Annotated in this window: 26 protein-coding genes; 4 read left to right on the plus strand and 22 right to left on the minus strand. The window is 70.3% G+C overall.

The genetic code is table 11. The features are described 5' to 3' along the window. Positions 1-77: 77 nt before the first annotated feature. Genes AB0M36_RS25650 through AB0M36_RS25665 form a run of 4 tightly spaced genes read right to left on the minus strand, consistent with a single transcriptional unit; the run spans position 78 to position 4,038 of the window. On the minus strand, positions 78-893 hold the full coding sequence (locus tag AB0M36_RS25650; RefSeq protein ID WP_364161748.1) for a carbohydrate ABC transporter permease: 816 nt from the start codon (positions 891-893) through the stop codon (positions 78-80). Beyond that, positions 890-1,831, minus strand: a complete 942-nt coding sequence (locus tag AB0M36_RS25655) for a sugar ABC transporter permease (RefSeq protein ID WP_364161751.1) — start codon at positions 1,829-1,831, stop codon at positions 890-892. Before AB0M36_RS25655 ends, AB0M36_RS25650 begins: the two co-directional genes overlap by 4 nt. 6 nt (positions 1,832-1,837) lie before the next feature. Then, positions 1,838-3,169, minus strand: coding sequence for a sugar ABC transporter substrate-binding protein (locus AB0M36_RS25660; protein WP_364161754.1), 1,332 nt, complete (start codon positions 3,167-3,169; stop codon positions 1,838-1,840). Between the two features lie 50 nt (positions 3,170-3,219). Continuing rightward, the gene (locus AB0M36_RS25665) at positions 3,220-4,038 is read right to left on the minus strand and encodes a DeoR/GlpR family DNA-binding transcription regulator (RefSeq protein WP_364161756.1); all 819 of its coding nucleotides are present in this window, start codon (positions 4,036-4,038) and stop codon (positions 3,220-3,222) included. A gap of 244 nt (positions 4,039-4,282) precedes the next feature. Here AB0M36_RS25665 and AB0M36_RS25670 point away from each other — a divergent pair, with 244 nt between their 5' ends. Continuing rightward, the gene (locus AB0M36_RS25670; RefSeq protein ID WP_364161758.1) at positions 4,283-6,544 is read left to right on the plus strand and encodes a bifunctional diguanylate cyclase/phosphodiesterase; all 2,262 of its coding nucleotides are present in this window, start codon (positions 4,283-4,285) and stop codon (positions 6,542-6,544) included. A gap of 61 nt (positions 6,545-6,605) precedes the next feature. Here the strand turns inward: AB0M36_RS25670 and crcB are convergent, their stop codons facing one another. The 11 genes from crcB to AB0M36_RS25725 all read right to left on the minus strand — a co-directional run bounded on the left by crcB (position 6,606) and on the right by AB0M36_RS25725 (position 16,430). After that, positions 6,606-6,965 (minus strand): fluoride efflux transporter CrcB, encoded by a 360-nt coding sequence (crcB, locus tag AB0M36_RS25675; protein WP_364161761.1) that lies wholly within the window; start codon positions 6,963-6,965, stop codon positions 6,606-6,608. Beyond that, complete coding sequence (locus AB0M36_RS25680; protein WP_364162370.1) at positions 6,962-7,327, minus strand: CrcB family protein; 366 nt, start codon at positions 7,325-7,327, stop codon at positions 6,962-6,964. The genes crcB and AB0M36_RS25680 overlap by 4 nt, the downstream gene beginning before the upstream one ends. Positions 7,328-7,795: 468 nt before the next feature. After that, entirely contained in the window at positions 7,796-8,599 is an 804-nt protein-coding gene (locus tag AB0M36_RS25685) for an ABC transporter permease (protein ID WP_364161763.1), read from the minus strand. After that, positions 8,596-9,585, minus strand: a complete 990-nt coding sequence (locus AB0M36_RS25690; RefSeq protein WP_364161766.1) for an ATP-binding cassette domain-containing protein — start codon at positions 9,583-9,585, stop codon at positions 8,596-8,598. Before AB0M36_RS25690 ends, AB0M36_RS25685 begins: the two co-directional genes overlap by 4 nt. A gap of 394 nt (positions 9,586-9,979) precedes the next feature. Beyond that, positions 9,980-11,026 carry a hypothetical protein gene (locus AB0M36_RS25695; protein ID WP_364161769.1) on the minus strand — a complete coding sequence of 349 codons (1,047 nt, stop codon included), beginning with the start codon at positions 11,024-11,026 and terminating at the stop codon, positions 9,980-9,982. After that, positions 11,023-12,117 (minus strand): hypothetical protein, encoded by a 1,095-nt coding sequence (locus tag AB0M36_RS25700; protein WP_364161772.1) that lies wholly within the window; start codon positions 12,115-12,117, stop codon positions 11,023-11,025. Before AB0M36_RS25700 ends, AB0M36_RS25695 begins: the two co-directional genes overlap by 4 nt. Then, a complete protein-coding gene (locus AB0M36_RS25705; RefSeq protein ID WP_364161775.1) occupies positions 12,114-12,284 on the minus strand; it encodes a hypothetical protein in 171 nt (56 codons plus the stop codon). The genes AB0M36_RS25700 and AB0M36_RS25705 overlap by 4 nt, the downstream gene beginning before the upstream one ends. Next, positions 12,281-13,861, minus strand: coding sequence for a hypothetical protein (locus tag AB0M36_RS25710; RefSeq protein ID WP_364161777.1), 1,581 nt, complete (start codon positions 13,859-13,861; stop codon positions 12,281-12,283). Before AB0M36_RS25710 ends, AB0M36_RS25705 begins: the two co-directional genes overlap by 4 nt. A 15-nt stretch (positions 13,862-13,876) precedes the next feature. Next, positions 13,877-14,917 (minus strand): pseudaminic acid synthase, encoded by a 1,041-nt coding sequence (gene pseI, locus AB0M36_RS25715; RefSeq protein WP_364161780.1) that lies wholly within the window; start codon positions 14,915-14,917, stop codon positions 13,877-13,879. Beyond that, positions 14,914-15,381 (minus strand): GNAT family N-acetyltransferase, encoded by a 468-nt coding sequence (locus AB0M36_RS25720; protein WP_364161783.1) that lies wholly within the window; start codon positions 15,379-15,381, stop codon positions 14,914-14,916. Before AB0M36_RS25720 ends, pseI begins: the two co-directional genes overlap by 4 nt. Positions 15,382-15,386: 5 nt before the next feature. Beyond that, positions 15,387-16,430, minus strand: a complete 1,044-nt coding sequence (locus AB0M36_RS25725; RefSeq protein WP_364161786.1) for a glycosyltransferase — start codon at positions 16,428-16,430, stop codon at positions 15,387-15,389. Between the two features lie 148 nt (positions 16,431-16,578). Here AB0M36_RS25725 and AB0M36_RS25730 point away from each other — a divergent pair, with 148 nt between their 5' ends. After that, entirely contained in the window at positions 16,579-18,867 is a 2,289-nt protein-coding gene (locus AB0M36_RS25730) for an EAL domain-containing protein (RefSeq protein WP_364161789.1), read from the plus strand. A 67-nt stretch (positions 18,868-18,934) separates the two neighbouring features. Then, positions 18,935-19,108 (plus strand): CsbD family protein, encoded by a 174-nt coding sequence (locus AB0M36_RS25735; RefSeq protein ID WP_097329123.1) that lies wholly within the window; start codon positions 18,935-18,937, stop codon positions 19,106-19,108. Positions 19,109-19,158: 50 nt separating this feature from the next. On the opposite strand, the gene AB0M36_RS25740 is transcribed toward AB0M36_RS25735, so the two are convergent. Both AB0M36_RS25740 and AB0M36_RS25745 read right to left on the minus strand, forming a co-directional pair. Then, the gene (locus tag AB0M36_RS25740) at positions 19,159-19,803 is read right to left on the minus strand and encodes a response regulator transcription factor (protein WP_364161792.1); all 645 of its coding nucleotides are present in this window, start codon (positions 19,801-19,803) and stop codon (positions 19,159-19,161) included. Positions 19,804-19,820: 17 nt separating this feature from the next. Next, positions 19,821-21,119 carry a sensor domain-containing protein gene (locus AB0M36_RS25745; protein ID WP_364161795.1) on the minus strand — a complete coding sequence of 433 codons (1,299 nt, stop codon included), beginning with the start codon at positions 21,117-21,119 and terminating at the stop codon, positions 19,821-19,823. Between the two features lie 133 nt (positions 21,120-21,252). Between AB0M36_RS25745 and AB0M36_RS25750 the strand changes: the two genes are divergently transcribed. Beyond that, positions 21,253-22,395, plus strand: coding sequence for a serine hydrolase domain-containing protein (locus tag AB0M36_RS25750; RefSeq protein ID WP_364161797.1), 1,143 nt, complete (start codon positions 21,253-21,255; stop codon positions 22,393-22,395). Here the strand turns inward: AB0M36_RS25750 and AB0M36_RS25755 are convergent. The 5 genes from AB0M36_RS25755 to AB0M36_RS25775 are packed head-to-tail and all read right to left on the minus strand — an operon-like array spanning position 22,367 to position 26,894. Continuing rightward, entirely contained in the window at positions 22,367-23,563 is a 1,197-nt protein-coding gene (locus tag AB0M36_RS25755) for an acyl-CoA reductase (RefSeq protein WP_364161800.1), read from the minus strand. The two genes, AB0M36_RS25750 and AB0M36_RS25755, sit on opposite strands and share 29 nt — an antisense overlap. Further along, positions 23,560-24,597, minus strand: coding sequence for an acyl-protein synthetase (locus tag AB0M36_RS25760; protein ID WP_364161803.1), 1,038 nt, complete (start codon positions 24,595-24,597; stop codon positions 23,560-23,562). The genes AB0M36_RS25755 and AB0M36_RS25760 overlap by 4 nt, the downstream gene beginning before the upstream one ends. After that, complete coding sequence (locus AB0M36_RS25765) at positions 24,594-25,925, minus strand: AMP-binding protein (protein WP_364161806.1); 1,332 nt, start codon at positions 25,923-25,925, stop codon at positions 24,594-24,596. The genes AB0M36_RS25760 and AB0M36_RS25765 overlap by 4 nt, the downstream gene beginning before the upstream one ends. Next, positions 25,922-26,659: an SDR family oxidoreductase gene (locus AB0M36_RS25770; protein WP_364161808.1), complete on the minus strand. Its 738-nt coding sequence runs from the start codon at positions 26,657-26,659 to the stop codon at positions 25,922-25,924. Before AB0M36_RS25770 ends, AB0M36_RS25765 begins: the two co-directional genes overlap by 4 nt. Continuing rightward, positions 26,652-26,894, minus strand: a complete 243-nt coding sequence (locus AB0M36_RS25775) for an acyl carrier protein (RefSeq protein ID WP_364162373.1) — start codon at positions 26,892-26,894, stop codon at positions 26,652-26,654. Before AB0M36_RS25775 ends, AB0M36_RS25770 begins: the two co-directional genes overlap by 8 nt. Positions 26,895-26,941 lie beyond the last annotated feature (47 nt).

The following is a 26,941-nucleotide window of genomic DNA, read 5'->3' on the forward strand; positions in this document are numbered from 1 at the left end:
TCATCTGACGCCGCGCCGCCCCGCCTATCAACACTTTGTCATCTATTACTAACTAGGAGTGAGAAAGTTGGCACGGCTCACTTGACGGCGCCCATCGACAGGCCGCGGACCAGCTTGTTCTGTGCCAGCCAGCCGGCGATGAGCACCGGCAGCGAGACGAGCGTCGCCGCCGCGCAGAGCCGGGCGAGGAACAGGCCCTCCGAGGAGATGAAGCCGACCAGGAAGATCGGGGCGGTCCCGGCGGTCGTCGCGGTCAGGTTGACCGCGAGGAAGAACTCGTTCCAGGCGAAGATGAAACAGATCAGGGCCGTCGCGGCCAGGCCGGGCGAGACGATCGGCAGGATGATCTTCCGGATCGAGGTGAGCAGGTTGGCGCCGTCCACCTCGCCCGCTTCCAGCACCTCGCGCGGCACCTCGAGCAGGAACGAGCGCATCATCCAGACCGCCAGCGGCAGGTTCATCGACGTGTAGAGGACGACCATCGTCCACACGTTGTCGAGCATGCCGAGGTTCTTGATCAGCAGATACAGCGGCAGCAGCGCGGCGACCGCGGGCATCATCTTGGTCGAGATGAAGAAGAACAGCGCGTCCGTCCACTTCGCTACCGGACGCAGGGAGAGTGCGTACGCGGCCGGCGTGGCCAGCGCCACCACCAGCAGCGTGGAGAAGACGCTGGCCATCAGCGAATTCAGCAGGAACGGCGTGATGTTGCGGTCGAAGACCTGCGCGTACTGGTCGAAGGTGGGGCTGAAGAACCAGGTCGGCGGGTTGCTGGCGGCGTCCTGCTCCCGCTTGAAGCTGGTCAGCACCATCCAGATGACCGGGAAGACGAAGACGATCCCGGCGACCCACGCCACCGTGCCCCACACGGTGTTGCTCAGCCGGGGCCTCATCGACCTTCCTCCATCCGGAACAGGCTGGAGATCACCCGTAGCGCGAACGTCGCCACGATGATCGTCAGGATCACCACGATGACGCCGGCGGCCGACGCCTCGCCGTACTCGAACTTGCGGAACGTGGTCAGGTAGATCTCGTAGGGCAGGTTCGTGGTCGCGGTGCCCGGGCCGCCCTGGGTGATGCTGAAGACCGCGTCGAACGTGTTGACCAGGTAGATCGACCCGAGCAGCGCGCCGAGCTCCAGGTACTGGCGCAGGTGCGGCAGCGTCATCCGGGTGAAGATCTGGAATGCGTTGGCCCCGTCGACGCGCGCGGCCTCCAGAACCTCCTCGCTCTGCGACTGCAGGCCGGCCAGCAGGATGAGCATCATGAAGGGCGTCCACTGCCAGACCAGCGTGGTGACGACCGCCGCCTTCGGGTACGACGAGATCCAGTCCGTCGAGCCGCCGAAGAGGCCGTTGATCAGGCCGTACGCCGGGTTGTAGAGCGCGTGCTTGAACAGCAGCGCCGCGGCGATCGGCATGACCAGAAACGGCGTGATGAGCAGGGTCCGGACCACGGCCCGGCCGGCGAACCGGCGGTCCAGCAGCAGCGCCAGCGCGAGCCCGAGGATCATCGAGAAGACGACCGCCCCGGCGGTGAGCAGCACGGTGTTGGCGAGCGCGGCGCGCAGCCGCGAGTCGCTCAGCACGGAGACGTAGTTGTCGACGCCGACGAACTCCCGCCGGCCGGGGCGCAGCGCGTTCCAGCCCAGCGTGGACAGGTAGATGGTGACCAGGAACGGCACCTGGGTCACGATGATCGCGAAGATGAGGGCGGGCAGGAGCGGGGCCCGGCGGACCCACCGCTCCCTCCCCCCGCCCCGGACCGGCGCGGGAGCCTGCGATGAGGCCGCGCCGGCCCTTGCGTCCGCCCGGGCGATGACGTCGGTCATCGGGCGCTACTTGTAGTTCTTCGCGACGGCTTCGGCGAGTTCCTGGCCGTCGGCGAGGGCCTTGTCGACCGTCGTGCCGCCCGCGATGGCCGCGCTGACCTCCTGCGACACCTTGGTGCCGAGGTCGGCGAACTCGGGGATGCCGACGAACTGCACGCCCAGCGCGGGTCGCGGCTGCAGACCCGGGTTCCGCGGGTTCGCGTTCTCAATCGAGCCGCGCGTCACATCGACGAAGGCCTTCGCGGACTCCTTGTACTCCGGGATCGAGTATGTCGAGGTGCGCTTGCCGGAGGGAACCCGCGACCAGCCGAGGCTCTTGCCCACGAGCTGCTCGTACTCCTTGCTGGTGGCCCACGAGATGAACTTCCAGGCGGCGTCGTCCTTCTTGGTGGTCTTCGGCATGGCCCACGCCCACGTCCACAGCCAGCCCGAGTACTCGGTCTTGGTGACCGGGGCGTATGCGTAACCAACCTTGCCCGCGACCTTGGAGGCCTTCGGGTCCTCGAGCGTGCCGGCGGCGGAGGTCGCGTCGTACCACATGGCGGCCTTGCCCTGGCCGAACGTGTTCAGGCACTCGGTGAAGCCGGTCTGCGGGGCACCCGCCTCGCCGTACCGCTTGACGAGGTTGACGTAGAAATCGGTGGCGGCCTTGAACTCCGGCGAGCTGACCTTCGGAGTCCAGTCCTTTTCGAACCAGGTGCCGCCGTACGTGTTGACGACCGTGGTCAGCGGGGCGAACAGCTCACCCCAACCGGGCAGGCCCCGCAGGCAGATGCCGGCGACGCCGTTCTTCTTGTCGTCGAGCTTCTGCGCGAACGCGGCCACCTGCGCCCAGGTCGGCTTCTCCGGCATCGTGAGGCCCTTGGCCTCGAACATCTCCCTGTTGTACATGAGGAACGACGACTCGCCGTAGAACGGAGCCGCGTACATCTTGCCGTCGTCACCGGTCAGCGACTGCACGATCGGCTTGATGAGGTCCGCGGTGTCGTAGGCGGCGTCGGCGTCGGCCCGCCCCGACAACTCGTGCAACCAGCCGTTCTTGGCCCAGATCGGCACCTCGTACGCCCCGACCGTGGCGACGTCGTACTGCCCGCCCTGGTTGGCGATGTCCTGCGTAACTTTGTCGCGCAGCTCGTTCTCCGGCAGGATCGTGAACTTCACCGTGATGCCGGTCTGCTTGGTGAAGTTCTCGGCGGTCAGCTTCTGGATGTCCTCCATCTGCGGGTTGCCGACCATGAGGGCGGTGATGGTCTTGTCCGAGGAGTCGCCGCCGGTCGAACCCGCGCCGGAGCAACCGGACGCGACGAGTGCGCCTGCGGCCACACCCGCGATCAGCAATGAAAGCCTTCGTGATGGTCTTTGCACAGCAGATCCTCCGTTATTAACGATCAGACGCGGATAACCTGTGGCCCAAGCCGGGAATAGCGCTGCGCCTCGGATGCCGGCAGTCCGATATCCGTGACCAGTGACTCGAAATCCGATATCTCGGCGAAGCGGCAGAACGTGCGGACGCCGAATTTCGTGTGCACGCCGGCGAATATCCGGCGGCGGGCCGCGCGCACCGCATGCGACTTCACGTCCGCCACGGCGGGATCCGGCGTGGTCAGGCCCGCCTCCCGGGAGATGCCGTTCGCGCCGACGATGGCGAGGTCGATGACGAAGCCGGCCAGCATGGCGCTGGCCCAGTGGTCGACAGTGGCCAGCGTGCGGCCGCGGACCCGGCCGCCCAGCAGCAACACGGTGACCGGCGTATTCATGGACAGCCAGGCCGCGGTGTTGAGCGAGGCGGTCACGACGGTGAGGGGACGGTCGGTGGGCAACGCCTCCGCGATCAGCTGCGGGGTGAAGCCCTCATCCATGAAGATCGTCTCCGCGTCGCCGATGAGCCCGACGACCGCGGCGGCGATCCGCCGCTTCTCCGGCACCCCGCGCATGGTGCGCATCGCGAGGTCGGTCTCGAACTTCGCGGTCTCCACCGGATAGGCGCCGCCGTGCGTACGCCGCAGCAGTCCGCGCTTTTCCAACAGCCGCAGATCCCGGCGGATCGTTTCCGCGGAAACGTTCAGCTCGGCGGCGAGTTTCGCGACATCCACGGCACCGTGGCGCCGCGCCAGGGCAACGATCTGATGCTGCCGCTCTTCGGCATTCAATTCGCACCTCCGGGCGACGTGTGGAACATTTGTAGCACCGCGGAAAACGTGTGGCACCCATCACAACGCAGGCGGATTTGGTGGTTCTCTGACCGTTTGCCACCGGCCTAGACACGCTGGATATCATGTCACCGCATGACGAATCCGGATGAATGTTGTGCCCGAATGCCCGGAAAGGTTGCCCGCATCATGCCCGCGGGTGTGAGCTCGGGCCCGCTCGCCGGAGCGTCCCGGCGGCCGCACACGAAAACGGTCACCCGAAACGCTCAACTCCCGCTGACGCGGACCGACAGACCACGTCATGGGCATGCTTGCTACGCAACAGCAACTGACGGCGTTCCTGTCCGCAGTCGCTGACCGGCCGGACGGACCCGCGGCGCAGTACGCGGCCGTGGAGTGCGCCGCGCGTGCCCTGGACACGGACGCCGCCGTCCTCATCCTCGACTCCGGCGTGGTCGCCTCGGTCGGCCTGCGCGCCGAACAGGTGCCGATCGCCGCCCTCCAGAAGGCCGCCGCGGACCAGCTCGACACCCTCGACCTCGCCGGCACCACCTATGTCATCGCGTACGCCCACATCAGCGGCCCCGCGAACGGCCTGCTGGTCGTCGGCCGCCGCGAAGGTCCGTTCTCCGTCGAAGACGTCTGCCTGCTGCGCGGAATGGCGCGGGTGCTCGAACTCGGCCTCCAGGCCCTGCAACTCACCGAAACGGAACGGCGGCAGGCCGAGGAGAACGAACGGCTCGCCAGTTCGCTCCACGAACGTCAGCGCCTCTTCGAGCACCTGAGCCGGATCCAGCGGCAGATCGCCGGCCGCGCCCCGCTGCAGAAGATCCTCGACTCCATCACCACCAGCGCGACCGAACTGCTCGGCCTCGAGATCGCCTCGCTGAACGTACTCGAAAAGGACGACCCCACGGTCGGCAGCATGGTCTCCAGCGTCGGCTTCCCGCCCGACATCCTGCCCAAGATGAAGCGCGTCCCGCTGCCCGAGGCGGGCGTCGCCGGCGTTGCCGTCATGACCAACGAACTAGTCCTTGTCGAGGACTACGAGAACTGCCCGGTCGCCATCCCGGACGTCGTCCGCTCCAACCTCAGGGCGGTCATGGCGATCCCCGTTCACGAGAACGGCGCGGTCGTCGGATGCCTCACGGTGGGCACCTTCAAGGGCCCGCGACAGTGGGACAAGCAGTCGCAGGAGATCCTGCGAGCGTTCGCCGAGCACGTGAGCCTGGCGCTGACCGACGCGCAGACCCTCGAGGCGATGAACCAGGCGTTCCACGACTCGCTCACCGGCCTCGCCAGCCGCGCCCTGTTCATGACCCGGCTCGACGGCGCCTTCGTCGCGGCCCGGGAGGCGGACACCGGCCTCGCGGTCCTCTTCGTGGACCTGGACCGCTTCAAGGTGGTCAACGACTCCCTCGGGCACGCCGCCGGCGACCTGCTGCTGACCGGAGTCGCCGACCGGATCAAGGCATGTCTGCGCCCGCTCGACTCGGCGGCACGGCTCGGCGGAGACGAGTTCGCGGTGCTGCTCCCGATCGTCACCGGGGTGGACGAGGCCGTACCCGTCGCCGACCGCATCCTGGAAGCGCTGCGCGAACCGTTCGACCTCGCCGGCAAGGAAACCTTCGTGAGTTGCAGCGTCGGCATCGCCTACAGCGCCGCCGGCGAGATCACCGGAGCCCAGGAACTGATGGTCCAGGCCGACCTGGCCATGTACCAGGCGAAGAAGGCCGGCAAGGACCGGCTCGAAATCTTCGAACCGGCGATGCAGGCATCGTTCCAGGCCGGCCTCCAACTCGAGGCGGACCTGCGCCGCGCGGTCGTCCGGCACGAGTTCACGCTGCGCTACCAACCGATCGTGCACCTGCGTACGGGCGAGATCACCGGCCTCGAGGCGCTGGTCCGCTGGCAGCACCCGGAACGCGGCCTGATCCCGCCGCTGGACTTCATCCCGCTCGCCGAGGAAACCGGGATGATCGTGCAGATCGGCGAATGGGTCCTACGCGAGGCATGCCGCCAGGCGGCCATCTGGAACACCCGGCGCGACGGCCAGCGGCCGCTGAGCGTCAGCGTCAACCTGTCGGCGGTCCAGCTCGACCAGACCGACCTGCCGGACACGGTGGCATCGGCCCTGGAGCACAGCGGCCTGCCGGCGGCATGCCTGGTCCTCGAGCTGACCGAGTCCCTGCTGGTGGATCACCGGTCGTCGACCCTGCGCCAGCTGGAACGGATCAAGGCCCTGGGCGTACGGCTGGCCATCGACGACTTCGGCACGGGGTACTCGTCGCTGGCGTACCTGCGCCGGTTCCCGGTCGACATCATCAAGATCGACAAGAGCTTCGTGGACGACGTCGGCGACGTGCCGGCGGCGGCCGCGCTGACGCTGGGCATCATCCAGCTCGGCCAGGCCCTCAGCCTCTCCACCATCGCGGAGGGCATCGAGGACGCGGGGCAGCTGAGCGAGCTTGCGGACGGTAATTGCGAGCTGGGGCAGGGCTATTACTTCGCGGAGCCGCTCACCGAGCTGGCGATGGGAGAGCTGCTCTTCCCCCATCGCTGAGCTCTGCGTCAGCCGACGACGCGGGCGAGGCTCTGTGTCAGCCGACAACGCGGGCTCTGCGTCAGCCGACGACGTGGGCGAGGAGAAAGCCGACCGAGGCCGCGCCCAGGCCGGCGAGGACGCTGCCGAGCGCGTAGGCGGCCGCCAGGAAGCGGTCTCCCGCGCGGGCCAGCCCGAGCGTCTCGATGCCGAACGTCGAATACGTGGTGAGCGCGCCGCAGAAGCCCGTGCCCAGCAACGCGGCCAGCGCCGGGCTGACCGGCAGGCCAACCAGGAAGCCGAGCAGCAACGAGCCGGCGACGTTGACGACCAGCGTGCCCCACGGGAACCGGGAATCACGCCACGCCCGCAACCGCCGGTCGGTCAGGTAGCGCAGCGGCGCGCCTACCGCCGCCCCCAATGCCACCAGCAACACGGTCATCGGCGCACCGCCGCTTCGGTGAGGGCGGTGCCGAGCCAGACCGCGACCAGTGCCCCGGTGAGCGTCGCGACGAGGTAGGCCAGGGCGGTGCCCGGAGCGGATTCGAGGACGTCGACCGTCGCGGTGGAGAACGTCGTGTATCCGCCCAGGACGCCAACGCCCCAGAACGGGCGGATCAACCGCTGGTCAGGGCGAAAACGAGAGATCAGAACCGTCAGCACCCCGATCAGGAAACAGCCGGTGACGTTGACCGTCCACGTCGACCACGCGAACCCGCCCGGCTCATGCGCCCAGGCCGCCAAGATCCCGTAGCGCGCCAGGGCACCAAGCACTCCGCCCGCGGAAACCACCGCAAGCACCAACCACCCGCCGCCCGCACCACCACCGCCGCCCGCACCACCACCGCCGCCCGCACCACCACCACCACCGCCGCCCGCACCACCACCACCACCGCCGCCCGCACCACCACCACCACCGCCGCCCGCACCACCACCACCACCGCCCGCACCACCACCGCCGCCGTCGCGACCAGTGCCCGCGCCACCAGTGCCCGCGCCACCAGTGCCCGCGCCACCAGTGCCCGCGCCGACGCCGTTGGGGACGGCATCGGTCAGGACGGCGTCGGCAGAGACGGCATCGGTCAGGACGGCGTCGGTCAGGACGGCGTCGGTCGGGACCGCGACGGCAGGGACGGCGTCGGTCGGGACGGCTGCGTCGACGGAGTCGGCGACGGCGGGGACAGCGTCGGCGGGGACAGCGTCGGCGGGGACAGCGTCCGGGTGCACGTGATCACGCTAGCTCAGGGTGCGGACGGGACGCCGCGATGCGGGTTACCGGGAGGCGGCTCGGCCGTACTGGTGGATTGCCAGGGGTACGAAGACGATGAGGGCGACTGCGATCCAGATCAGGCTGTAGGCGACCGGGTTGCGCAAGGCCCAGGTGTCCGGGACCGGGACCATCGGGTTGGTGTTGCCGAACAGGTCGCGGGCGGCCTGGGTCACCGACGAGACCGGATTCCACTCGGCGATGAATTTGACCACCGGGGGGAGGTTGCCGGTCGGCACGAAGGTGTTGGCGATGAAGGTCATCGGGAAGATCACGATGAAGCTGGCGTTGTTGACCACCTCCGGGGTGCGGACCGAGAGGCCGACGACCGCCATGATCCAGGAGATCGCGTACGCGAATGTCAGGAGCAGGAGCACCGCGAGGATCGCCTCGGGCACCGAGGAGCGGATCCGCCAGCCGACCAGCAGGCCGGACAGCGCCATGACCACGAACGTGACGAGGTTGATGCCGACGTCCGCCGCCGTGCGGCCCAGCAGGACGGCCGCGCCCGACATGGGCAGCGTGCGGAACCGGTCGATGATGCCTTTCTGCAGGTCCTCGGCGAGGCTCGCGCCGGTCCAGGTGGCGCCGAAGACGACGGTCTGCACGAAGATGCCCGCCATCAGGAACTCGCGGTAGTTGACGCCGGGCACCTGGATCGCGCTGCCGAACACGTAGGCGAACAGGAGGACGAACATGATCGGGGACAGTGTCGAGAAGACCAGGACGTCCGGAACCCTCTTGATTTTCAGCAGGTTGCGGCGGGTGATGACGGCCCCGTCCGCGAATGCCGAGAGCACAGCGTTCATCGCACGACCTCCTTGGTGGCGGCGTCCGTCGGCTCGGCCGTCGCGTGACCGGTCAGCTTGAGGAAGACGTCGTCGAGCGTGGGACGGCGCACACCGACGTCCATGACCGCCACGCCGGCCTCGTCGAAACGGCGCAGCGCGTCCGTCAGCACCGCCGCGGCCGGCTTGCCGCCGTCCACCGGCGCCGACAGCTTGCGGGTGTGGTCGTCGACGCCGACCGAGCCCCGGCACACCTCGCCGAGAATGGTCGAGGCCTCCCGCACCCGGCCCGGATCCGCGATCACCATCTCGATGACCTCGCCACCGACCTGCGATTTCAGGTGGTCGGCGGTGCCCTCGGCGATCACCCGACCCCGGTCGACCACCATGATGGTGTCCGCCAGGCGGTCGGCCTCCTCGAGATATTGCGTGGTCAGCAGCACGGTCGTGCCGCCGGCCACCAGCTCCTCCAGGGTGCTCCACATCTCCGTGCGGCCGCGCGGATCGAGCCCGGTGGTGGGCTCGTCCAGGAACAGCACCCGCGGCCGGGCCACCAGCGCCCCCGCCAGGTCGAGGCGCCGCCGCATGCCACCCGAGTAGGTCTTCACCGGGCGGTTCGCGGCGTCCTCCAGCCTGAACTGTTCGAGCAGTTCCCGGGCCCGCGCCGCGGACGGCTTGCGGCCCAGATGGTAGAGACGTCCCACCATGTCCAGATTTTCGAAGCCGGTCAGATATTCATCCACCGCCGCGTACTGACCGGACACGCCGATGCGTTCCCGGACCAGTTTCGGCTCTCGCAGCACGTCGATGCCCATGACCCACGCCCGGCCGGAGTCGGGGCGGAGCAGGGTCGTCAGCACCCGCACGCACGTCGTCTTGCCCGCGCCGTTGGGCCCGAGCAGGCCCAGCACCGTGCCCTCCGGGATCTCCAGCCGGAGACCGTCGAGGGCTTTGACCTCCCCGTATGTCTTCACGAGGCTGTCTGCCACCACCGCCATCGTCGTCATGGTGAGCGACGCTACGCCCGCCCTGCGACATTTTCGGCCCGTTAACGCTCCCGTGAAGCGAGGCCAGGGGAAGAGAGGCCTGGAGAAGGAAGGCCGAGGGAAGACCGAGGGAAGGAAGGCCAGGGGAAGCGTGGCGGCTGACGCTCCCGTGAAGGGAGGCCGGGAAAGCGTAAAGGGAGGCCGGGGGAAGCATGAAGGGAGGCCGGGGGAAGCGTGGCGGCGCTCCCCCCGGCCTCGTCCGGGCACGCCACGCACAGCTGCCCACAATCGGCGGCCGCACGAAAGGTCGCGTGGCCGTCCACTGTAGGCGAACGAGCTCAGCGCAAGCACGCACGGCGCAAGCTATCAGGACAGCGCGGACATCGCGGCAGCGGACATCACGGCAGCGCGAACATCACGGCAGCGCGGACATCGGAACAGCACGCACGCAACAGCGCGACGCGCTCTCTCGTGCGGATTCTCCGGCCACCTCGGACTCGACCAGAACGTCCCGCAGCTGAACCCCCTCCGCCCGTTCGACCGCGATCGGCGCCCACGACCCGGAACCGGACCCGCGCAGCCGGCATCCGCGGATCACCGTGTCGCGATAGCGCAGCTCACTCACCTCCCCGTCGATCTCGCTGCGCCCCCAGCCCGCGATGCGAAGCGCGTAGCGAGGTCCGTGCCAGCGGACGCAGACGTCCGAGATGTCGATGGCCGAGCCGACCACATCGGAGGCGACGAAGCGGTCCGTGTTGTCGCCCGGCAGCAGCCGGAAACCCATCTCGACGTCGCGCAGGCAGGCTCCCGCCACGCGGACGTCGTGCACCGAGCTGAGGTAGAAGCCCTCGACCGCGTCGCTGACCCGCAGGTCGGTGATGGTGAGGCGATGCGGGTGGTAGGTGGGCCCGGCGATCGTCGAGACGTCCGCGCCGACCGCGCCCCAGTGCACGGCCACGCCGGTGTAGCCGCCGCGGATCGTGAGGTCGTGCAGGGTGATGTCGCGGACCGCGCCCATCAGCGCCACGCAGTTCGCGTGCTTCTCGGTGGACCGCTCGACGTGCACGCGCCGGATGTCGACCCGGGAGATCCACTCCGGCGTCGCCGGGTAGAGGTAGTCGCCGATCGTGATGGCCGTCCCCCGGTCGCCGCCGTGTTCGCCCGGGTCGGCCGGCGGCGGCCGCAGACCGAGGTCGCTCACCGACACGTCGGAGCCGCGGACGTGCAGGACCGGATGTCCGGTGCTGCCTGTCGACTCCAGCCAGGTAGCGGGACGTCCGCCGTTCGCGCCGGCGACCTCGCCGCCGCGGATGGTCCAACCGCCGGGAACGCGCAGGCCGTCGTCGATCGGGTAGGTGCCGGGCGGCAGCTCGAGTTTGCCGGCCGGCATGGCGTCGAGCGTCTCCTGGAGCAGTCGGTGGTTGTGGCCGGGATCGGCGCCGAGCGCCGGTCGGTGGATCATCGGTCCGGCACCGTGATCCGACAGGACAGGTCCCGACCGCCCGGGTCCAGGCCGATCAACACCGGACCCTCCGACAAACCGGTGCGACGCAATTGCAGCGCCCCGGCTGAGCGGTCCTCCAGCTCCAATTCGACGGGTACGCCGGTAAGCAGGTCGATCGCCCACACACCGACGACGGCGGCGGAAGCAAGAGGGCCCGCGCGAAGAGCGGCGGGAAGTTGTCGGTGGGTGGCGCTAGGGTCGGATCGCGATGGCAGAAGACAAGAAGGGAGAGAGCGCGGACGAAGAGCGGCGGGACGGAAAGGGCCCGCGCGAAGAGCGGCGGGACGCAGCGCGAGGAACCATATGGCGGCACGTCGGGCAGCCCGGAAAAGCTTGAGGGCGGCCCGCGCGGGCTTGCGACGGGTCAGTCTCGTCGACGGCGACCGGGGCAGGGGTGGTGCCGGGGTGACCAGCGCCGTCTCCAGCCGGAACCGTTCGGGGCCGCCGGCCGGCAGCAGGGCCAGGTCGCAACCCGTGGGTCCGGCCGGCACCGGGCTTGCGGTCGTGGCGGGCTGTGGCCGTACCGAAATCTGGTCTATGCGGAGGCCGAGAGCGCAGCGCGCGGCGATCCGGTCGTGCACCCACTCGGGTCGCGGGGGTTCGGCAAGCTCGATCATGAGCAGGCCGTCGCCGTCCAGGTCGGCCGCGCCCAGGTCGAACTCGACCGTGACCTTCGCACCGGCGGCCCGTCGCAGGCCTTGCCGCCGCGCGAGCAGGGCGGCGCCGCGCAGTTCGCCCTGCGCCCGGACGAGCACCAGGCGGGGCAGTTCGGGGGCGAATCGGGGCGGGCGCACCCGGTCGGACCACCACCGGGCGGCGGTCTCGTCGAGGTGGATGACGACGGAGACCCGGGTGGCGATGCCGGGAGCGCGGACCTTGAGCCCGACCGCGCCGTGGTCGCCGGTCACCCGGCCGACGATCGCGGCGCCGCGCACTACCTGGTCGACGATGCACAGGCCGGGGTCGCGTCCGCTGTCGACCTCGATCGGCAGATTCTCGATGACGTGCGGCGGCTCGTCGTGGTCGGTGGCGAACCAGGACCCGATCATGCCCGGAAGCCCGGGGCGATAGCGAGCCAGGATCCGAACGTGCCCCGGAAGCCCGGGGCGATAGCGAGCCAGGAGCCGAACGTGCCCGGGAAGTCCATGTCTGTGGCGAGCCAGGAGCCGAACGTGCCCGGGAAGCCCGTGTCTGTGGCGAGCCAGGTGTCGATCATGCGCGGAAGTCCGTTCGGGTCAGTATCGGCTCCTGGCGGGTCCACATCCGTTCGACCGAGGAGAAGAGCGGGTCGGCGTCGGCCTCGATGTGGCGGAACGCGGCCCGCATGGTCTTGAAGAGGATGTCGGCGGGCCAGACCTCCCATTGCGGCACGAGGGGGGTGACCACGTCGGTGCCGCTGCGATACAGCCAGAGCCAGAGCCGGGCGCGCCGGACCTGTTCCTCGCTGACCAGGTCGGCGCTGTCGCGGATGGCCGTGATGCTCTGTTCGAGGGTCTTCCAGTAGGCGTCCTGGTCCTCGACGACCGTGGACATCCCGCACGAGCTCCATTCGGACCAGCCGGCCTGGATCACCGGGATGCCGTACGCGGGCAGCTCGTTGCTGACGCTGCCACGGACGGTGACCCCGAGGTCGGTGAGGCTCCACAGCGCGTTCTTGCTCAGCGTGGCGCTGGGCCGGAACGCCAGGTGCTTCGCGCGCCGGTGTTTCGCGGCGACCGAGTCGAAGAAGCCGGTGGAGTCGTAGAGCGCCTGGCTGGGGTGGTCGAGGAAGAGCCATTGGGCGTCGGTGTTCTCCGCGGCGTGCACGGCCGTGTCCGCGAACCAGTCGGCGAGGCTAGGAAACAGTTCACGGTTGGTGCCCAGGGCGTCGGAGACGGCGTGGTTGAAGACGGTCACGAGCGGCCGGGCCGGGTCGAAGCCCAGCCGGTCCACGACGTGGGTGCGCAGCCGGCCCCGCTCGGCGGGGTTGCTGAGGTCGACGGAGGCGGTCACACCGCCGCGCCACCAGCTCGGCCGGCCGAGGTTGACCTTGGCGCGCCAGGCGACCAGTTCGGCGCCGGCCCGCAGTTCCTCGCGGCGGGGCCAGAGCTGGGTCTCGAAGACGGCGCCGATCTGCCGGGTCAGTTCCTCGCGGAACGTGCCGGTGCCGGTGTCGGCCTGCGGGAAGAGCCCGTACGCCTTGAGGCAGCCGGTCTGCTGGGTGTGGATGACCGGGATGCGGGCGCGGCGGGCCGACTCGACGGCGAGCCCCCACTGGTCGTAGTCGACGTGGCTGGTGACCAGTGCGACGACGTCGCGCCGCATCAGCTCCTCGTAGAAGTCGAAGAGCCGGGTCGCGTACGCGTGCCGCAGCCGGTAGTCGGGTCGCGTCCGGTGACCGTCGGGCAGCCGCGGCACCTTGGCCAGCCGGCAGTAGGTCGCGTCGGTGTAGGCGACGATCGTGGCCTCGTCCCGGGCCGGGGTGTCGGACCGTCGGATCCGGTCCCAGACGTCGATCACCTCGGTCGCGGCGAAGGCCTCGGACACCTGGCGGACCACGTTCACGTCGAAGCCGCTCCACAGCGTCTTGCGCCACTGGTCCTCGACGCCGGTCAGCACGATCAGCCGCGCCGGGCGCAGCCGCCGGATGGCGTTGGCGAACGCCAGGTTGCGCAGGTTCACGCGGATGTCCTGGTGGAACGCCTCCACCACGACCACCGCGTCGTCAGCGGGGCGGGGGAGGTTCTTCTCCCAGTACACCGTCGCCGACTCCAGGAACCATTGGAGTTCCTTGCCGTTCGCGTTCAGCCACACCGTTGATCGTGCCTCTCAGATCAGGTCCCAGGACAGCGGCGTGCCCTTGCCCGCGTCCCGCTGGAAGGTGCGTCCGAGCACCGTGCGGATGGCGTCGGGGGCCAGGCCCCCGGTGGGCCGGATGGAGCGGACGTTGTCCTCGGTGAGGGTGTCGCCCGCCCGGACGTCGGCCACCACGTAGAGCGAACGACGGAACCGCAGGCCTTCCTGCTCCGCCGCGGTGGGGCCGATGGACGTGGTGCCCAGCGCCTGCCAGGCGCGTTCCGATTCGACGGCGAGGGCGGCCAGCTCTCGCGGTTCGAGCGAGAACGCCGAGTCCACGCCGCCGTCGCCGCGGTCGAGGGTGACGTGCTTCTCGATCAGGCAGGCGCCGAACGCCACGCTCGCGACCGGCACGCCGATGCCGAGCGTGTGGTCGCTCAGGCCGATCGGCACCCGGAAGGTCTCGGCCAGCACCGGGATGCGTCGCAGGTTGGTGTGTTCCGGCGGGGCCGGGTACGAGGCGGTGCAGGAGAGCACGACCAGGTCGGCGCAGCCGGCGCCCCGAGCGGCGTCGACGGCGGCGGCGATCTCGCCGACGCTCGCCATGCCGGTGGAGATGATCAGCGGCTTGCCGGTGCTCGCGCAGAGCCGGATCAGCGGCAGGTCGGTGATCTCGGAGGACGCGATCTTGTACATCGGGGCGCCGAGCTTCTCGAGCAGGTCCACCGCGGTGCGGTCGAACGGGCTGGAGAACGCGGTCAGCCCGCGCTCGCGGGCCCGCTCGAAGATCGCCTCGTGCCACGGCCACGGGGTGTGCGCGCGCTCGTAGAGCTGGTAGAGGTACTCGTCGCCCCACAGCTCGTGGCCCTGGGAGATCCGGAAGCGCGGGTGCTCGACGTCCACCGTCATGGTGTCGGCCGTGTACGTCTGGATCTTGATGGCGTGCGCGCCGGCGTCGGCGGCCGCGTCCACCAGGGCGAGGGCCCGGTCGAGGGAGCCGTTGTGGTTGCCGGACATCTCGGCCACGATGTACGGCCGCCGCCCGGCGCCGATCTCCACGTCGTCGACGATCACCGCTCGATTCCCCTCTCGGTCCACACCACGGTCCGTGGCCCGCCGTCGATCAGCCGTTCGTAGCGCCGCGTCTCCCGGAAGCCGAAGCGCCGGTGCAGGGCGAGCACCTGCGTGTTGGTGGCCAGCGTCTCGCCGCCGAGCCGCCGCAGTCCGAGCTCGCCGAACGCGTACCGCACCGCGGCCTGCTCGAGCCGCATCCAGGTGGGCAGCAGGCCCGCGCCGAGTCCGGCGACGTCGAGATAGAAGCTCCAGCTCGGCGGGTCCCCGCGCAGGTCGAAGATGACGACTCCGCTGTCGTCGAAGATCAGGATGTGCCGCCGGGGATCGCTCGTGGCGGCTTCCCACCACGCCGCGTGCTCCTCCGGCGTGATCTCGTGGGTCGTCAGGCTGACCGCACGCACGTCCGGATGGTTACGCCAGGCGAGTACGGTGTCGCGATCGGCATCACGGGCAGCACGCAGCACTCGCGTCACCGTATGGTCGCCGTTTGAGCCGACTGTGACGACGAGGCGAGGGCCGGGCGAACCGGAGGTGACGGGTCGGGGCCGCGCTTGGCGACCCGGTAGGCCTGCCGCAGCCCGGCGTAGAGCGGGTAGCTGCCGAGGCGGACCAGGCGGTGCTTGATGCCCGGGTGCCCCGGATACCCCTCCGGCAGGTAGCGGCGGTAGTGCCCGACCAGGCGCTTGAAGAAGGCCCGGCGCCGGCCCGGGTGCAGGCGGCCGTCGTTGCCCGCGACCACCAGCAGGTGGTTGACCATCAGGGTGAACAGTTGGTGACGGAGCCACGGCTCGGGATCGCGCGCCTCGATCCAGGACAGCAACCGGTCGTACTGGTCGAAGGCCTCGAAGTGGCGGTCGCTGCGGGTGGCGGTGATAGCCCCGAGGCGCCCGATCCGGTAGTGGTAGCAGACCCGATCGAGGACGGCGACGCGCTCCGCGGCGATCAACACCGGGTTGCTGAACGGCACATCCTCGTACCAGCCGGGCAGGAAGAGCAGGCCGAGGTCCTCGAGCATGGCCCGGCGCACGATCCGGTTCCAGGCCGTGTGCTGCACCTTGATGAGGCTGGGTAGCCGGGGATCCCGCAGCGCCTCGCTGCTCGCGTCGTTCTCCAACCGGCCGTTCTCGTGCACCCGCAGGTGGTCGACCAGCAGGACGTCGGGCCGCTCCGCGCGCAGGCGGTCGAGCACCGCGCGCACCGAGCCGGCCGGGAGCCAGTCGTCGCTGTCGACGAACCACACGTACGCGCCGCGCGCCTCGGCCAGGCCGGCGTTGCGCGCCCGCCCCAGGCCCACGTTGTGGCTCAGGTGCACCACGCGGAGGTCGCCGTGGCGGGCCGCGTACGCGTCCAGCATCGCCCCGCAGCCGTCCGGCGACGCGTCGTCGACCGCGATGACCTCGACAAACGCCGACTCCTCGGCGGTCAGCCCGGCGCGGATCGACTCGAGGCACTGGTACAGGTAGCCCTCGACCCGGTACACCGGCACGATCACCGACAGCAGCACGGTATTCATGCCGATCACGCTCGACCCCCCGGATGACGAATACCGAAACTGCGGCTGTCCGGAACACGTCCGTGGTGAGTCGGTGCGCAAATTCTCACGCGCGGCGCCTGGCGACCGATGGAGGCAGTACCGGATCGGTAGCTGGAGGGGGTAGGGCGTGGGCACAACGGACCGGCTGCTGCGTGCCTCCGGCGTCGGTGCGCTGGCTGCAGTCCTCTGGTTCCTGGTCAACCTGGTGCATCCGGTCGGCCCGCGGGCGCTGCTCTGGCTGCCGACCGTGGCCGGCGCGGTCATCCTGGTGATCGGGTTGCGGCGTACGGCGCGGACCGAGTCCCTGCCGGAGCCCACGCGGCGCTTCTGGCGGCATCTGACCGTCGCGGCGGTGTTCATCGGCGTCGGCGTGGCCTCGCAGGCCGTCGACGTGCTCGCCGAGGAGGAGCCCCGCGGGCTTCAGACCGGCCCGGTCATGCTGGTCACCTGCGCCATCGGCGTCATGATCATCATGTTTGCGCTGTTCCGGCTGCCGCTCGACCGCCACTCGCACGGCGAGCTGTTCCGGGTCGTGCTCGACGCCGGCACCCTGATGCTCGCCGCCGCCGTGTTCTTCTGGCACTTCTCCACCCGGTGGGCGCTGGACGAGGGCGACGACAAGGCCATCTACCTGTCGTTGTTCGTCACGAGCATCGCCCTGCTCGCCGTGTTCGCGGTGGCCAAGTTCGTCCTGTCGAGCCACGGCCACATCGACAACGGCGCGCTGCGGCTGCTCGCCGTCGCGATGTTCGTGGGTGCGGTCGCGCCGATGTTCCGCGGCCCGTTCGAGGCGGTGGACCCCCACCTGTTCCCCGACATGTGGAGCACGCCGATCGTCTACTACATCGCCATGTTGGCGGCCGCCCGGCAGCGGGCGGCGCAGACCGGCAAGCGGCGCGGCGCCGTGGCACCCCGGCGGCGGTCGGTCAGCCTGCTCCCGTACGCGGCGGTCGCCGCCGTCGACGGGCTGCTGATCTACGTGACCTGGACCAACAGCGACGACGAGGCCGTGGTGGTCGGTTCCGCGGTCCTGCTCACCGCCCTCGTGGTGCTCCGCCAGCTCACCGCGTTCCGGGACAACAACCGCCTGCTCGCCCGCCTGGACCACAGCGCGACCCACGACGCCCTCACCGAGCTGCCGAACCGCATCCTGTTCCACAGCCGCCTGCAGAAGGCCCTGACCGCTCCCGGTGACCGGCCGGTGGCCGTGGCGCTGATCGACCTCGACGACTTCAAGGAGGTCAACGACACCCTCGGGCACGAGGTCGGCGACCTGCTGCTGGTCGGGGTGGCGAAGCGGCTGGAGGGCTGCGTCCGGGCCGAGGACACGGTGGCGCGCCTCGGTGGCGACGAGTTCGTCGTGGTGCTCGACGACGCGGACCCGGCCGCCGCGGATCTGGCCGCCGACCGGATGATGCGGGCGCTGCAACAGCCCGTCTACGCCGACGGCCACGAGCTGCCCATCCGGGCCAGCATCGGCATCGCGGACGGTCGGACCGGCGATCAGCCGTCGTTGCTGCTGCGCCACGCCGACATCGCGATGTACGCGGCGAAGAACCTACCCGGCACGGCCTGCCTGCACTACGAGCCGAGCATGGCGGTGACCGGCACCGACCTCGGTGCGGAGCTGCGCTACGCGATCGACAACGACCAGCTCTTCCTGCTCTACCAGCCGATCGTCTCGCTCGACGACGGCCACATCATGGGCGCCGAGGCGCTGGTGCGCTGGGCCCACCCGGTCCGGGGCACGCTGGCGCCGGACGCGTTCATCCCGGTCGCCGAACGCACCGGCCTCATCGTCTTGCTGGGGCACTGGGTCATGCGGACCTCCTTCGCCCAGCTGGCCGAGTGGAACGCCATCCACGGCGACGGGGCACCGCGGGTGCTCAACGTCAACGTGTCGGCCCGTGACCTGCGGGAACCTGGCTTCGCCGAGCACGTGGGCGGCCTGCTCGCCGAGTTCGACCTGGCGCCGGAACGGGTGGTCCTGGAGATCACCGAGACGATGGCGCTGGAACCCGGCCCGTCCGTCCTCAACCTGCTGCGGCTGCGGGCCATGGGCGTCCGGGTCTCGCTGGACGACTTCGGCACCGGCCACTCGACGCTGACGCTGCTGCATGACTGCCCGATCGACGAGATCAAGCTGGACCGCTCCTTCACCCAGTCGCAGGTCGACGACCGCCCGCCGGTGTCGGCGGCGGTGATCCACCTGGCGCAGGCGCTCGGCCTGCACGCGGTGGCCGAGGGCGTGGAGACGGCGGACCAGGCGGAACAGCTGTTGTCGCTGGGTTACATCGCGGCTCAGGGCTACCACTTCGCCCGTCCGATGCCGCCGGCGCGCCTCAGCGAGCTGCTCGCCGCCAAGCAGTCCCTGATGCCGTCCGCGGCGCCCAGCGAGACCGTTCCCACGGCCTGACCGAAGGATTGCGCGACGCTCGCCGGGGTATGAGGTGCGCGTAGGCACCACTCCCCGGGAGGTTTCGATGGGCACCGACGACAAGATCGACAACAAGGCCGAGGAGCTCGGCGGCAAGGTCAAGGAGGGCGTCGGCAAGGCGACCGACGACGAGCGTCTCGAGGCCGAGGGCAAGGCCGACCAGAGCAGCTCGAAGCTCAAGCAGGCCGGCGAGAACATCAAGGACGCCTTCAAGAGCTGACTTCTTGGGGTACGGAGGAAGGGGCGTCCGCCGCGGCGGGTGCCCCTTCGTCAGCCCTGCAGGTAGGCCAGGACGGCGAGGACGCGGCGGTGCTGTTCCTCGTCCGGTGGCAGGTCGAGCTTGGTGAAGATGTTGCGGACGTGCTTCTCGACCGCGCCCTCGGTGACCACGATCTTGCGCGCGATCGCGGTGTTGGACCGGCCCTCCGCCATCAGCCCGAGCACCTCCCGCTCGCGCGGGGTCAGGTTGCGCAGCGGGTCGTCCCGCCGGCGCCGGACCAGGAGCTGACCGACGACCTCCGGGTCGAGCACCGTCGCGCCGGAGGCCACCCGGCGCAGGCCGTCCAGGAAGTCCGCGACCTCGGAGACCCGGTCCTTCAGCAGGTAGCCCACCGCGCCGAGCCGATCGGCGAGCAGGTCGTCGGCGTACTCCACCTCGACGTATTGCGACAGCACCAGAATCGGACTGCCGGGCACCTGCTTGCGGGCCTCGACGGCCGCCCGCAGACCCTCGTCGGTGTGGGAGGGCGGCATCCGGACGTCCACGATGGACACGTCCGGCTTGTGCTCGACGATGGCATCGACCAACGACGGACCGTCGCCGACGGCCGCGACGACGGTGCAGTCGTTCTCCTCCACCAGCCTGACCAGGCCCTCGCGTAGGAGCACGGCATCATCGGCAATCACCACCCGCATGCCGACGAGACTAGCCCCTAGATCGGCAGGGCGACCGTGAGCGTGGTGCCCGCACCCTGGGGACTGCGCACGTCCATGACGCCGCCGGCCGCCTGGACGCGGTCCGCCAGACCCGCGAGGCCGTGCCCCTTGGCCAGGCTCGCGCCGCCCACCCCGTCATCGGCGACGGTGATGGTCAGCCCGGTCGGCGCCCGCTGCACGCTCACCTGCACCTCAGCCGCGTGGCTGTGCTTGGCGACGTTGGTGAGCGCCTCGGCCACCACGAAGTAGGCGGTCGTCTCCACCGCCGGTTCGAGCCGCTCCATCGGCGGGGCGTCCAGGTCGACCGGGATGGTGCAGCGTCCCGCGAGCGCGGTCAGCGCCGCCAGCAGCCCCCGGTCGACCAGGATCGGCGGGGCGATGCCGCGGGACAGCGCCCGGAGCTCGTCCAGGGTCTCCCGGGTCTGGGTCAGGGCCTCGGCGACCGTGGCGCGCGCGGCGTCGGGGTCGGTGGCGAACTGCTGCTCGGCCCGACCGAGGTCCATCGCCAGCCGGACCAGGCGCTGCTGCGGCCCGTCGTGGATGTCGCGTTCGAGCCGGCGCAGCGCGGTGGCCTCGGCCGACACCGCGGCGGCCTTTTGCGCCTGGGCGGTGTCGCGGGCCGCCTCGGCCTCGGCGACCTGCTCGCGCAGCTCGTTGACGCCGCTGAGCAGGGCGCGGGCGAACAGCCCCTCGAGCAGCGCCGAGCCGCGCAGCACGGGGTAGAGCGTGCCGAAGAAAAAGAAGCCGAGGGCCAGGTGGAAAACGATCCGGGTGGACGTGGCATCGCCCAGCCCGAGCAACTCGGGCAGGTCGCTGTTGTCCGGTCCCCGGGGGATCGACCACTGCCAGAGCGGGAAGGTGAGGCCGCCGAGGGTGCCGGCCCACCAGATCAGCCCGAAGGAGAACGCGATGGTGCTCGGGATGAAGCGCAGGATGCCGTGGAGCAGGTCGAGCCAGGCCTGGCCGTCGCTGAGCGGCGTCAGCAGCCGCTTGACGAGGCCGGTGCCCGCGGGCACCCGCTTGTAGTACGGATGCGGCGTCCGGCGGCCGATCACCGGGGCGATCCTGGCCCGCTCGAGGGTGGCGAGCCCGCGGGCCAGCATCAGCGTGCCGACCAGGATCGGCACGCCGACCCAGATGACGGCCGTGCTGAGGCCCACGGCGAACCCGGTCACACAGGCCACGAGGGCGACAATGCCCAGGGGAAAGCCGAGCAGGATGAACTGCGTGTCGAGGCCGATCTGCCGGAGCACCCGCCGGGCCGGGGCGTCCGTTGGTACGAGGGCGGTGGTCATGCACTAGACGGTAGGCACCTCGGTCCCGCCGACCGATCCCGGTGGCCGCCCGATCGACGGTAGGGTTAACCCCACCGTTGTGACCTGCGCCGATCTGCCTCGCGGCGGTCGCCAGGTGCGCGATGCTGAGGCCGTGAAGGACTGGACTGACCTGCAGCGGGACGTACAGCGCCGGGCAGAGATGCTCGTTGGTTCCGGCCGGGAGATCGGCATGCAGGTCGCCGCCTACCTCGACGGGCGGCTGATCGTGAGCGTCGCCGCCGGCGTCGCCAACGAGTCGACCGGCGCCCTCGTCACCCCCGAGACGACTTTCCCCAGTCCCGCGATCGGGAAAGGTCTGACCAGCACCGCCGTCCACGTCCTCGTCGAGCGCGGCCTGCTCGACTACGACCTGCGCATCGCGGACGTGTGGCACGAGTACGCCCGCCACGGCAAGCAGGACACGACGCTGCGGCACGTCCTGCTGCACGCGGCCGGGGTGCCGGCGCTGCCGTCGTACACCACGGCCGAGGACTTCCTGGACTGGAATCGGATGTGCCGCACGATCGCCGCGTCGACGCCGGTGTGGCCGCCCGGCACCCGGCACGGAATCCACGAGTGGACGTACGGCTGGCTGCTTGGCGAGGTCGTGCACCGCGCCATCCACCGCCCGATCGGCTTTGTGATCGCCGAGGAGCTCGCCCGGCCGCTCGGCGCGGACCGGGAGCTGTTCGTCGGCGTGCCTCCGGAGCAGCTCAACCGGGTGGCCCGGCTGACGGACCGCAACTGGACGGCCGCGCTGGACAAGCTCAGCGCGAGCCTCGAGAACTTCGACAAAGTCTCGCCGCCCGAGGTGCGCCCCGGTCCGGCGCTCGCGAACCGCCGCGACATCCTGTGCGCGGGGATCCCGGGCGCGGCCAGCGTGAGCGCCCGCGGCATGGCCCGCCTGTACGCCGCCCTCATGGACGAGGTCGACGGCGTGCGCCTGATCTCCCCGGAACGGCTCAAGCTGATCAGCACGGTGGGCACGGACGGACCCGACTGGGCGACCGGCGACGAGCTGCCCAAGACGCTGGGTTACGTGGCCCAGCCGGACTCCGGACGCATCGGCTGGGGTGGCAACGGCGGCGGCCTGGCCGGCTTCTATCCGGAACTGCGCCTGGCGGTGGCGGCGACGAAGAACTATCTCGGCGTCAGCGAGCCGGATCCCATGGAGGGCTGCGCGGAGATGATCCACGCCGCGGTCGCCGGGCGACTGGCGGCGACTCCTACATCGCGAGGCTGGTCAGCCGGGTGAACTCGTGCGGCAGGTCGTAGCCGTCCCAGATCGCGCTGAAGGTGAGCGCCGCGCCGAACGGCACGATCCGGTCGACGCCGCGCCCGGCCAGTGCGGCGGCGAACGCCCGTAGGTCGGCCGGTGCGAAGCCGAAGTGGCTGACGGTCTGGTCCTGCCGGGTCATGGCGGGCACCAACTCGCCCAGGTCGGCGACGTGGGCGAAGGGGAACGCGCCCGCGCCGATCCAGCGCCGTGGCGCCCTGGCCACCCCGGTCAGCGACAGCGAGGTCACCGAGTTGCTCGGAAAGCCGACCGCGGACACCGCACCGCTCGCGGCGAGGCCATACGCGTGGACCCGCTTCTCCACCGCCATGGCCGCGTCGACCGCCCAGCCCCGGTCGACGACGATCTCGCCGAGCAGCGTCAGAAACTCCTCCCGGACCACCTCCGCCTCGGCCGGATCACCGCCGACGAGAAACACCGTCCGGGGCGAGGAGCAGGCGGCCTGATCGAACCAGTACGCGTCGTTGGAGAACCCGGTCACGGCGGCGCGGCGGGCGGCCGGATCGGCGCCGAACCATCCGGGCACGGACAGCGCCGCCCAGGACGTACGGTCGGGAAACGTGAGGTCGCGCCCCGAGGGTCGCAGCGGATGTCGGCGGATCGCCGTGACGGCGGCGTCGCCGCCCCAGCTGACCCGAAGGTCGCACCAGGCGCTCAGCTCCGCGGTCAGCCGGTCGTCGCGCCCGTAGGTGACCATGCGCTGGGTGCGCCCGATCACCGGGTCGGCGTCGGCGAGGGTGGCGTTGAGGGCCTCGAGTACGGTCTCGGCGGCACCGGCCGAGCGGGACGAGATGCGGACGACGTTGTGGTTGCCGGCCAACGCGGACAGTGCCCACGAGTAGACGAAGATGGTGTCCACATTGGCCGGAGGGAGATGGAAGACGTTGCCGCGCGGGAAGACGTACGTGTCGTCGCCGCGCCGCATCCGGGCCGCGACCCGGCTCAGCTCGGCCGGGCGCAGGAAGTAGCCGAGCGAGCCGAGCTCCGGGTGACGCCGTGCGACCGCGGGCGCGAGCAAGCGGCGCGCGAAACGGCTCAGGAAGTCCACGACCCGGGGATCGCCGACGGTCAGCCGTACGTCCGCGGGCGCGGTCAGCTCTCCCGGCGCACCGAAGCGGAACCTCATGGGGCCTCCCGGTAGGTGTCACTGCAACCGCGTGCCTCGGCGCGGGGAAGCCGGCCGAGCACGGAGAATCGCTTGCCCGGCCAGTCGCCGTCGTCGACGCCGTCGAGCACGCCCAGGTCCTCGGTGAGCAGCACATGCCCGGGGTACGAGGTGGGCAGCGTGCTCACCACCTCGATCAGCCCCGGCTCCCCCACCGGCTGCTCCCGCCACGTCCGCGGGTCGCGAATGATGACGTCGGCGAAGTCGGGGCAGTAGAGGGAGCCGCCGGACGGCCCTTCGAGGAATACCGTGCCGATCTGCTCGACCATGCCGTAGAAGTTGTGCATCCTCGCCAGGCCGGTGTCGTCGCGCAGGCGTCGACGGAACTCCTCCGGCGGCACCGCCCGCTCGACCAGCTTCTTCCAGCCGCCGGAGTGGATGAGGATGCCGTTGCTCAGATCGAGGGCGTGCTCGCGCGCGACCTCGTAGAGGTGCAGCCAGACGAGGTAGGTGAAGCCGAAGATCAGGAATGGCTCGCCGCCGTGCTTCTCCAGGAACGTCCGCAGTGCGGCGACGTCCGGCAAACCGTCGTCGTCGAGCGCCCAGGCGTGGTCCCGGCCGAAGGTCGCCATGCCGAGCACGCCGGCGCCGCGGGCGCTGAAGGAGCGGCGGTCCCGCACGATGCCCTTGGAGTCGGCGAGGATCATCGGCAGTCGCTTCGGCCCGAGCACGGTCCGCAGGGTGGCGCCGAGCTGCCGGGTCTGTGCCGACGCCGCGGCCTTGTCCAGGTGGATCCGGCTGACCTCGCCGGTCGTACCGCTCGACGTGAGCACCTTGAAGACCTCGGCGTCCGGGATGCTCTTCAACTCCAGGTTCTTGAAGAGGCGTACGGGCAACCACGGCAGCTCGGCCACGGTTCCCGCGCGCGTGAAACCCTGGGCAACGAGGATGCGGTCGTATTCGACGCAGCGGTCCCGGTGGTGCTCGGTCAGCTCGGACAGCTCCTTGAGCAGCAGCGTCTCCCGCTCCTGGAGCCCCAGCGTGAAGACGCTCATACCAGGGCCTCCAGCGACCGGTAGTCGATCTTTCCCGTCGGCAGCAGCGGCAGCGCGTCGATGCCGCGAACGTCGAGGCCGGAGAAGTGGGTGTCGAGGAAGCCGGCCAGTTCTTCGCGCACCGTGCGGGCCGCGGCCGCGTCGGCGCCCTCGACGAACACGTGCAGCCTGTCATCGCCCGCTACCGCGGCGATCGTGCCGTGAGCGGCGAGGGTGCGCTCGACGTCGTCCAGGTTGACGCGCACGCCGAAGACCTTGCCGATGCGCCTGAGCCGGCCGGTGAGGAACAAGAAGCCCTCGTCGTCCAGGTGTCCCAGGTCGCCGGTGCGCAGGACGCCGCCGAGGTCGTCGCCCCGGGCCAGGTCGGCGGCGCTGTCGGCGTACCCCATCATGACGTTGGGTCCGTGGTAGACGACCTCGCCGTCCGCGATCGACAGCGACCCACCGGGGATCGCCAGGCCCGCGCTGCCGAGCTTGTCGGCGATCCGGTCGCTCGGGAGCACCGTCATCCGCGCGGTCGCCTCGGTCTGGCCGTACATGACGAAGAGTCGGCCGCCGACGGCCGCCATCCGGTGGGCGAAGTCCTCGACCAGTTCGGGCCGCAGCCGCCCGCCGGCCTGGGTGAGCGTCCGCAGGCTCGGGTGACCGGCCGGGTCGAACCGCAGCCGGCGCAGCATTTCGTACTGGTACGGCACCGCGGCGAGCGACGTGATGCCGTGCGTTGCCACCGCCTGCCAGAACTCGCGTTGGAGCATGCCGCCGCGCTCCAGCACCACGGTCGCGCCGCGCAGCAGATGGCTGTTGAGGACGGAAAGGCCGTACGTGTAGAAGAGCGGCAGCGTGGTCGGCGCCACGTCCTCGGCGGTGATGCCGAGGCTCTCGCCGATCGCGACCGCGTTGGCAAGCACCGCCGCCCGGGACAGCCGGACCAGCTTCGGGTCGCCGGTCGACCCGCTGGTGGTGAGCAGCAGGGCCAGCTCCGGGTGCGGTTCGACGGCCGCGGACTCGCGGATCCACGTGTCCGCCTCAGCGCGGTAGCCCTCCGGCGGCGCCGTGCTGACCCCGGTGACCAGCACGGGACCGAACCGCGCGATCAGGGTGAACAACGAGTTCCGGTCGAGGCCCGGATCGAGCAGGGCGACGGGCCGGCGGGCGGCGAGCGCGCCGAGATAGCGCGCGACCGCTCCAACCTCCGTGGGGGTCAGGGCGAAGACGACACCCGGCGGGAGCCGCCCATACTCGGTCGCCGCCGCCTCGACCTGACCGGGGTGCAGGATCTCGCCGGTGGCGGCGTCGAGCACGCGGGCCCGGGGATGGAACAGGTTCACAGGACGAGTCCTCCGTCGACCCCGAGCACCTGGCCGGTCACGAACCGGGCCTCGTGACCGAGCAGAAAGGCCACGACGTCGGCCACCTCGTCCGCCTCGCCGAGTCGGCCGAGGGCGGTGTCCGCGATCCGCTGGGCACGGCCGTCGTCATCGAGCGTGTCGAGCAGGTCGGTGGCGATGAAGCCGGGTGCCACGGCGTTGACCCGGATGCCGCGCGGCCCGAGCTCCTTGGCGGCCGAACGGGCGAGGCCGCTGACCGCCGCCTTGGACGCGGCGTAGACGGCCTGACCCGCCGCACCCTCGGTGCCGGTGATCGAGGAGATCAGCACCACCGCCGGCCGGTCACCGCGGCGCAGCAACCGCACGCTTTCCTGCAACGTGTACGCCGCCCCGGCCGCGTTCACGGCGAAGAGCCGCTGCACCGTGGCGGCATCCGTCATCCCGAGCATGCCTCCGGCGTGGATACCGGCGTTGACCACGAGCGCGTCGAGGCGCTTGAACCGCTCGAAGGCGGCCCGCGTCATCGCCCGGCTGGTCTCCGGGTCCGCCACGTCGCCATGCGTCGGCACGACCTCGACGCCGTACTTGCCGGCGAGCTCGTCGGCCGTCTCCCCGATCGCGTCGGCACGCAGGCCGTGCAGGACGAGAGCGTGGCCCCGCTCGGCGAGCTTCCGCGCGGTCGCGCGGCCGATGCCCCGGGAGGCACCGGTCACGAGCGCGACCCGCTCAGGCATCGAAGTCCACCCCGTATTTACCGAGAATTCGCATAGCTTCCTGGAAACTGGACATATTGATGACGTCATCGGTGTCGATCATTACCGAGAATTCATCTTCGATGGCCGCGACGAGGGACATGTGCGCCAGTGAGTCCCACTTCTCGTTGTCCTGATAATGCAGGTCGTCCACGGGTGCGTCCGGCGGAAGGTCCAGCGAGGTCCGGAACGCTTCACGCAGTCTTTGCAGCTCAATCACGGTTTACTCCCGGGGCGGACGAACGGAGGAACTCACCTTGCCCC

This window comes from Actinoplanes sp. NPDC051346, from assembly GCF_040682215.1.
In the GTDB taxonomy this organism is placed as follows: Bacteria; Actinomycetota; Actinomycetes; order Mycobacteriales; family Micromonosporaceae; genus Actinoplanes.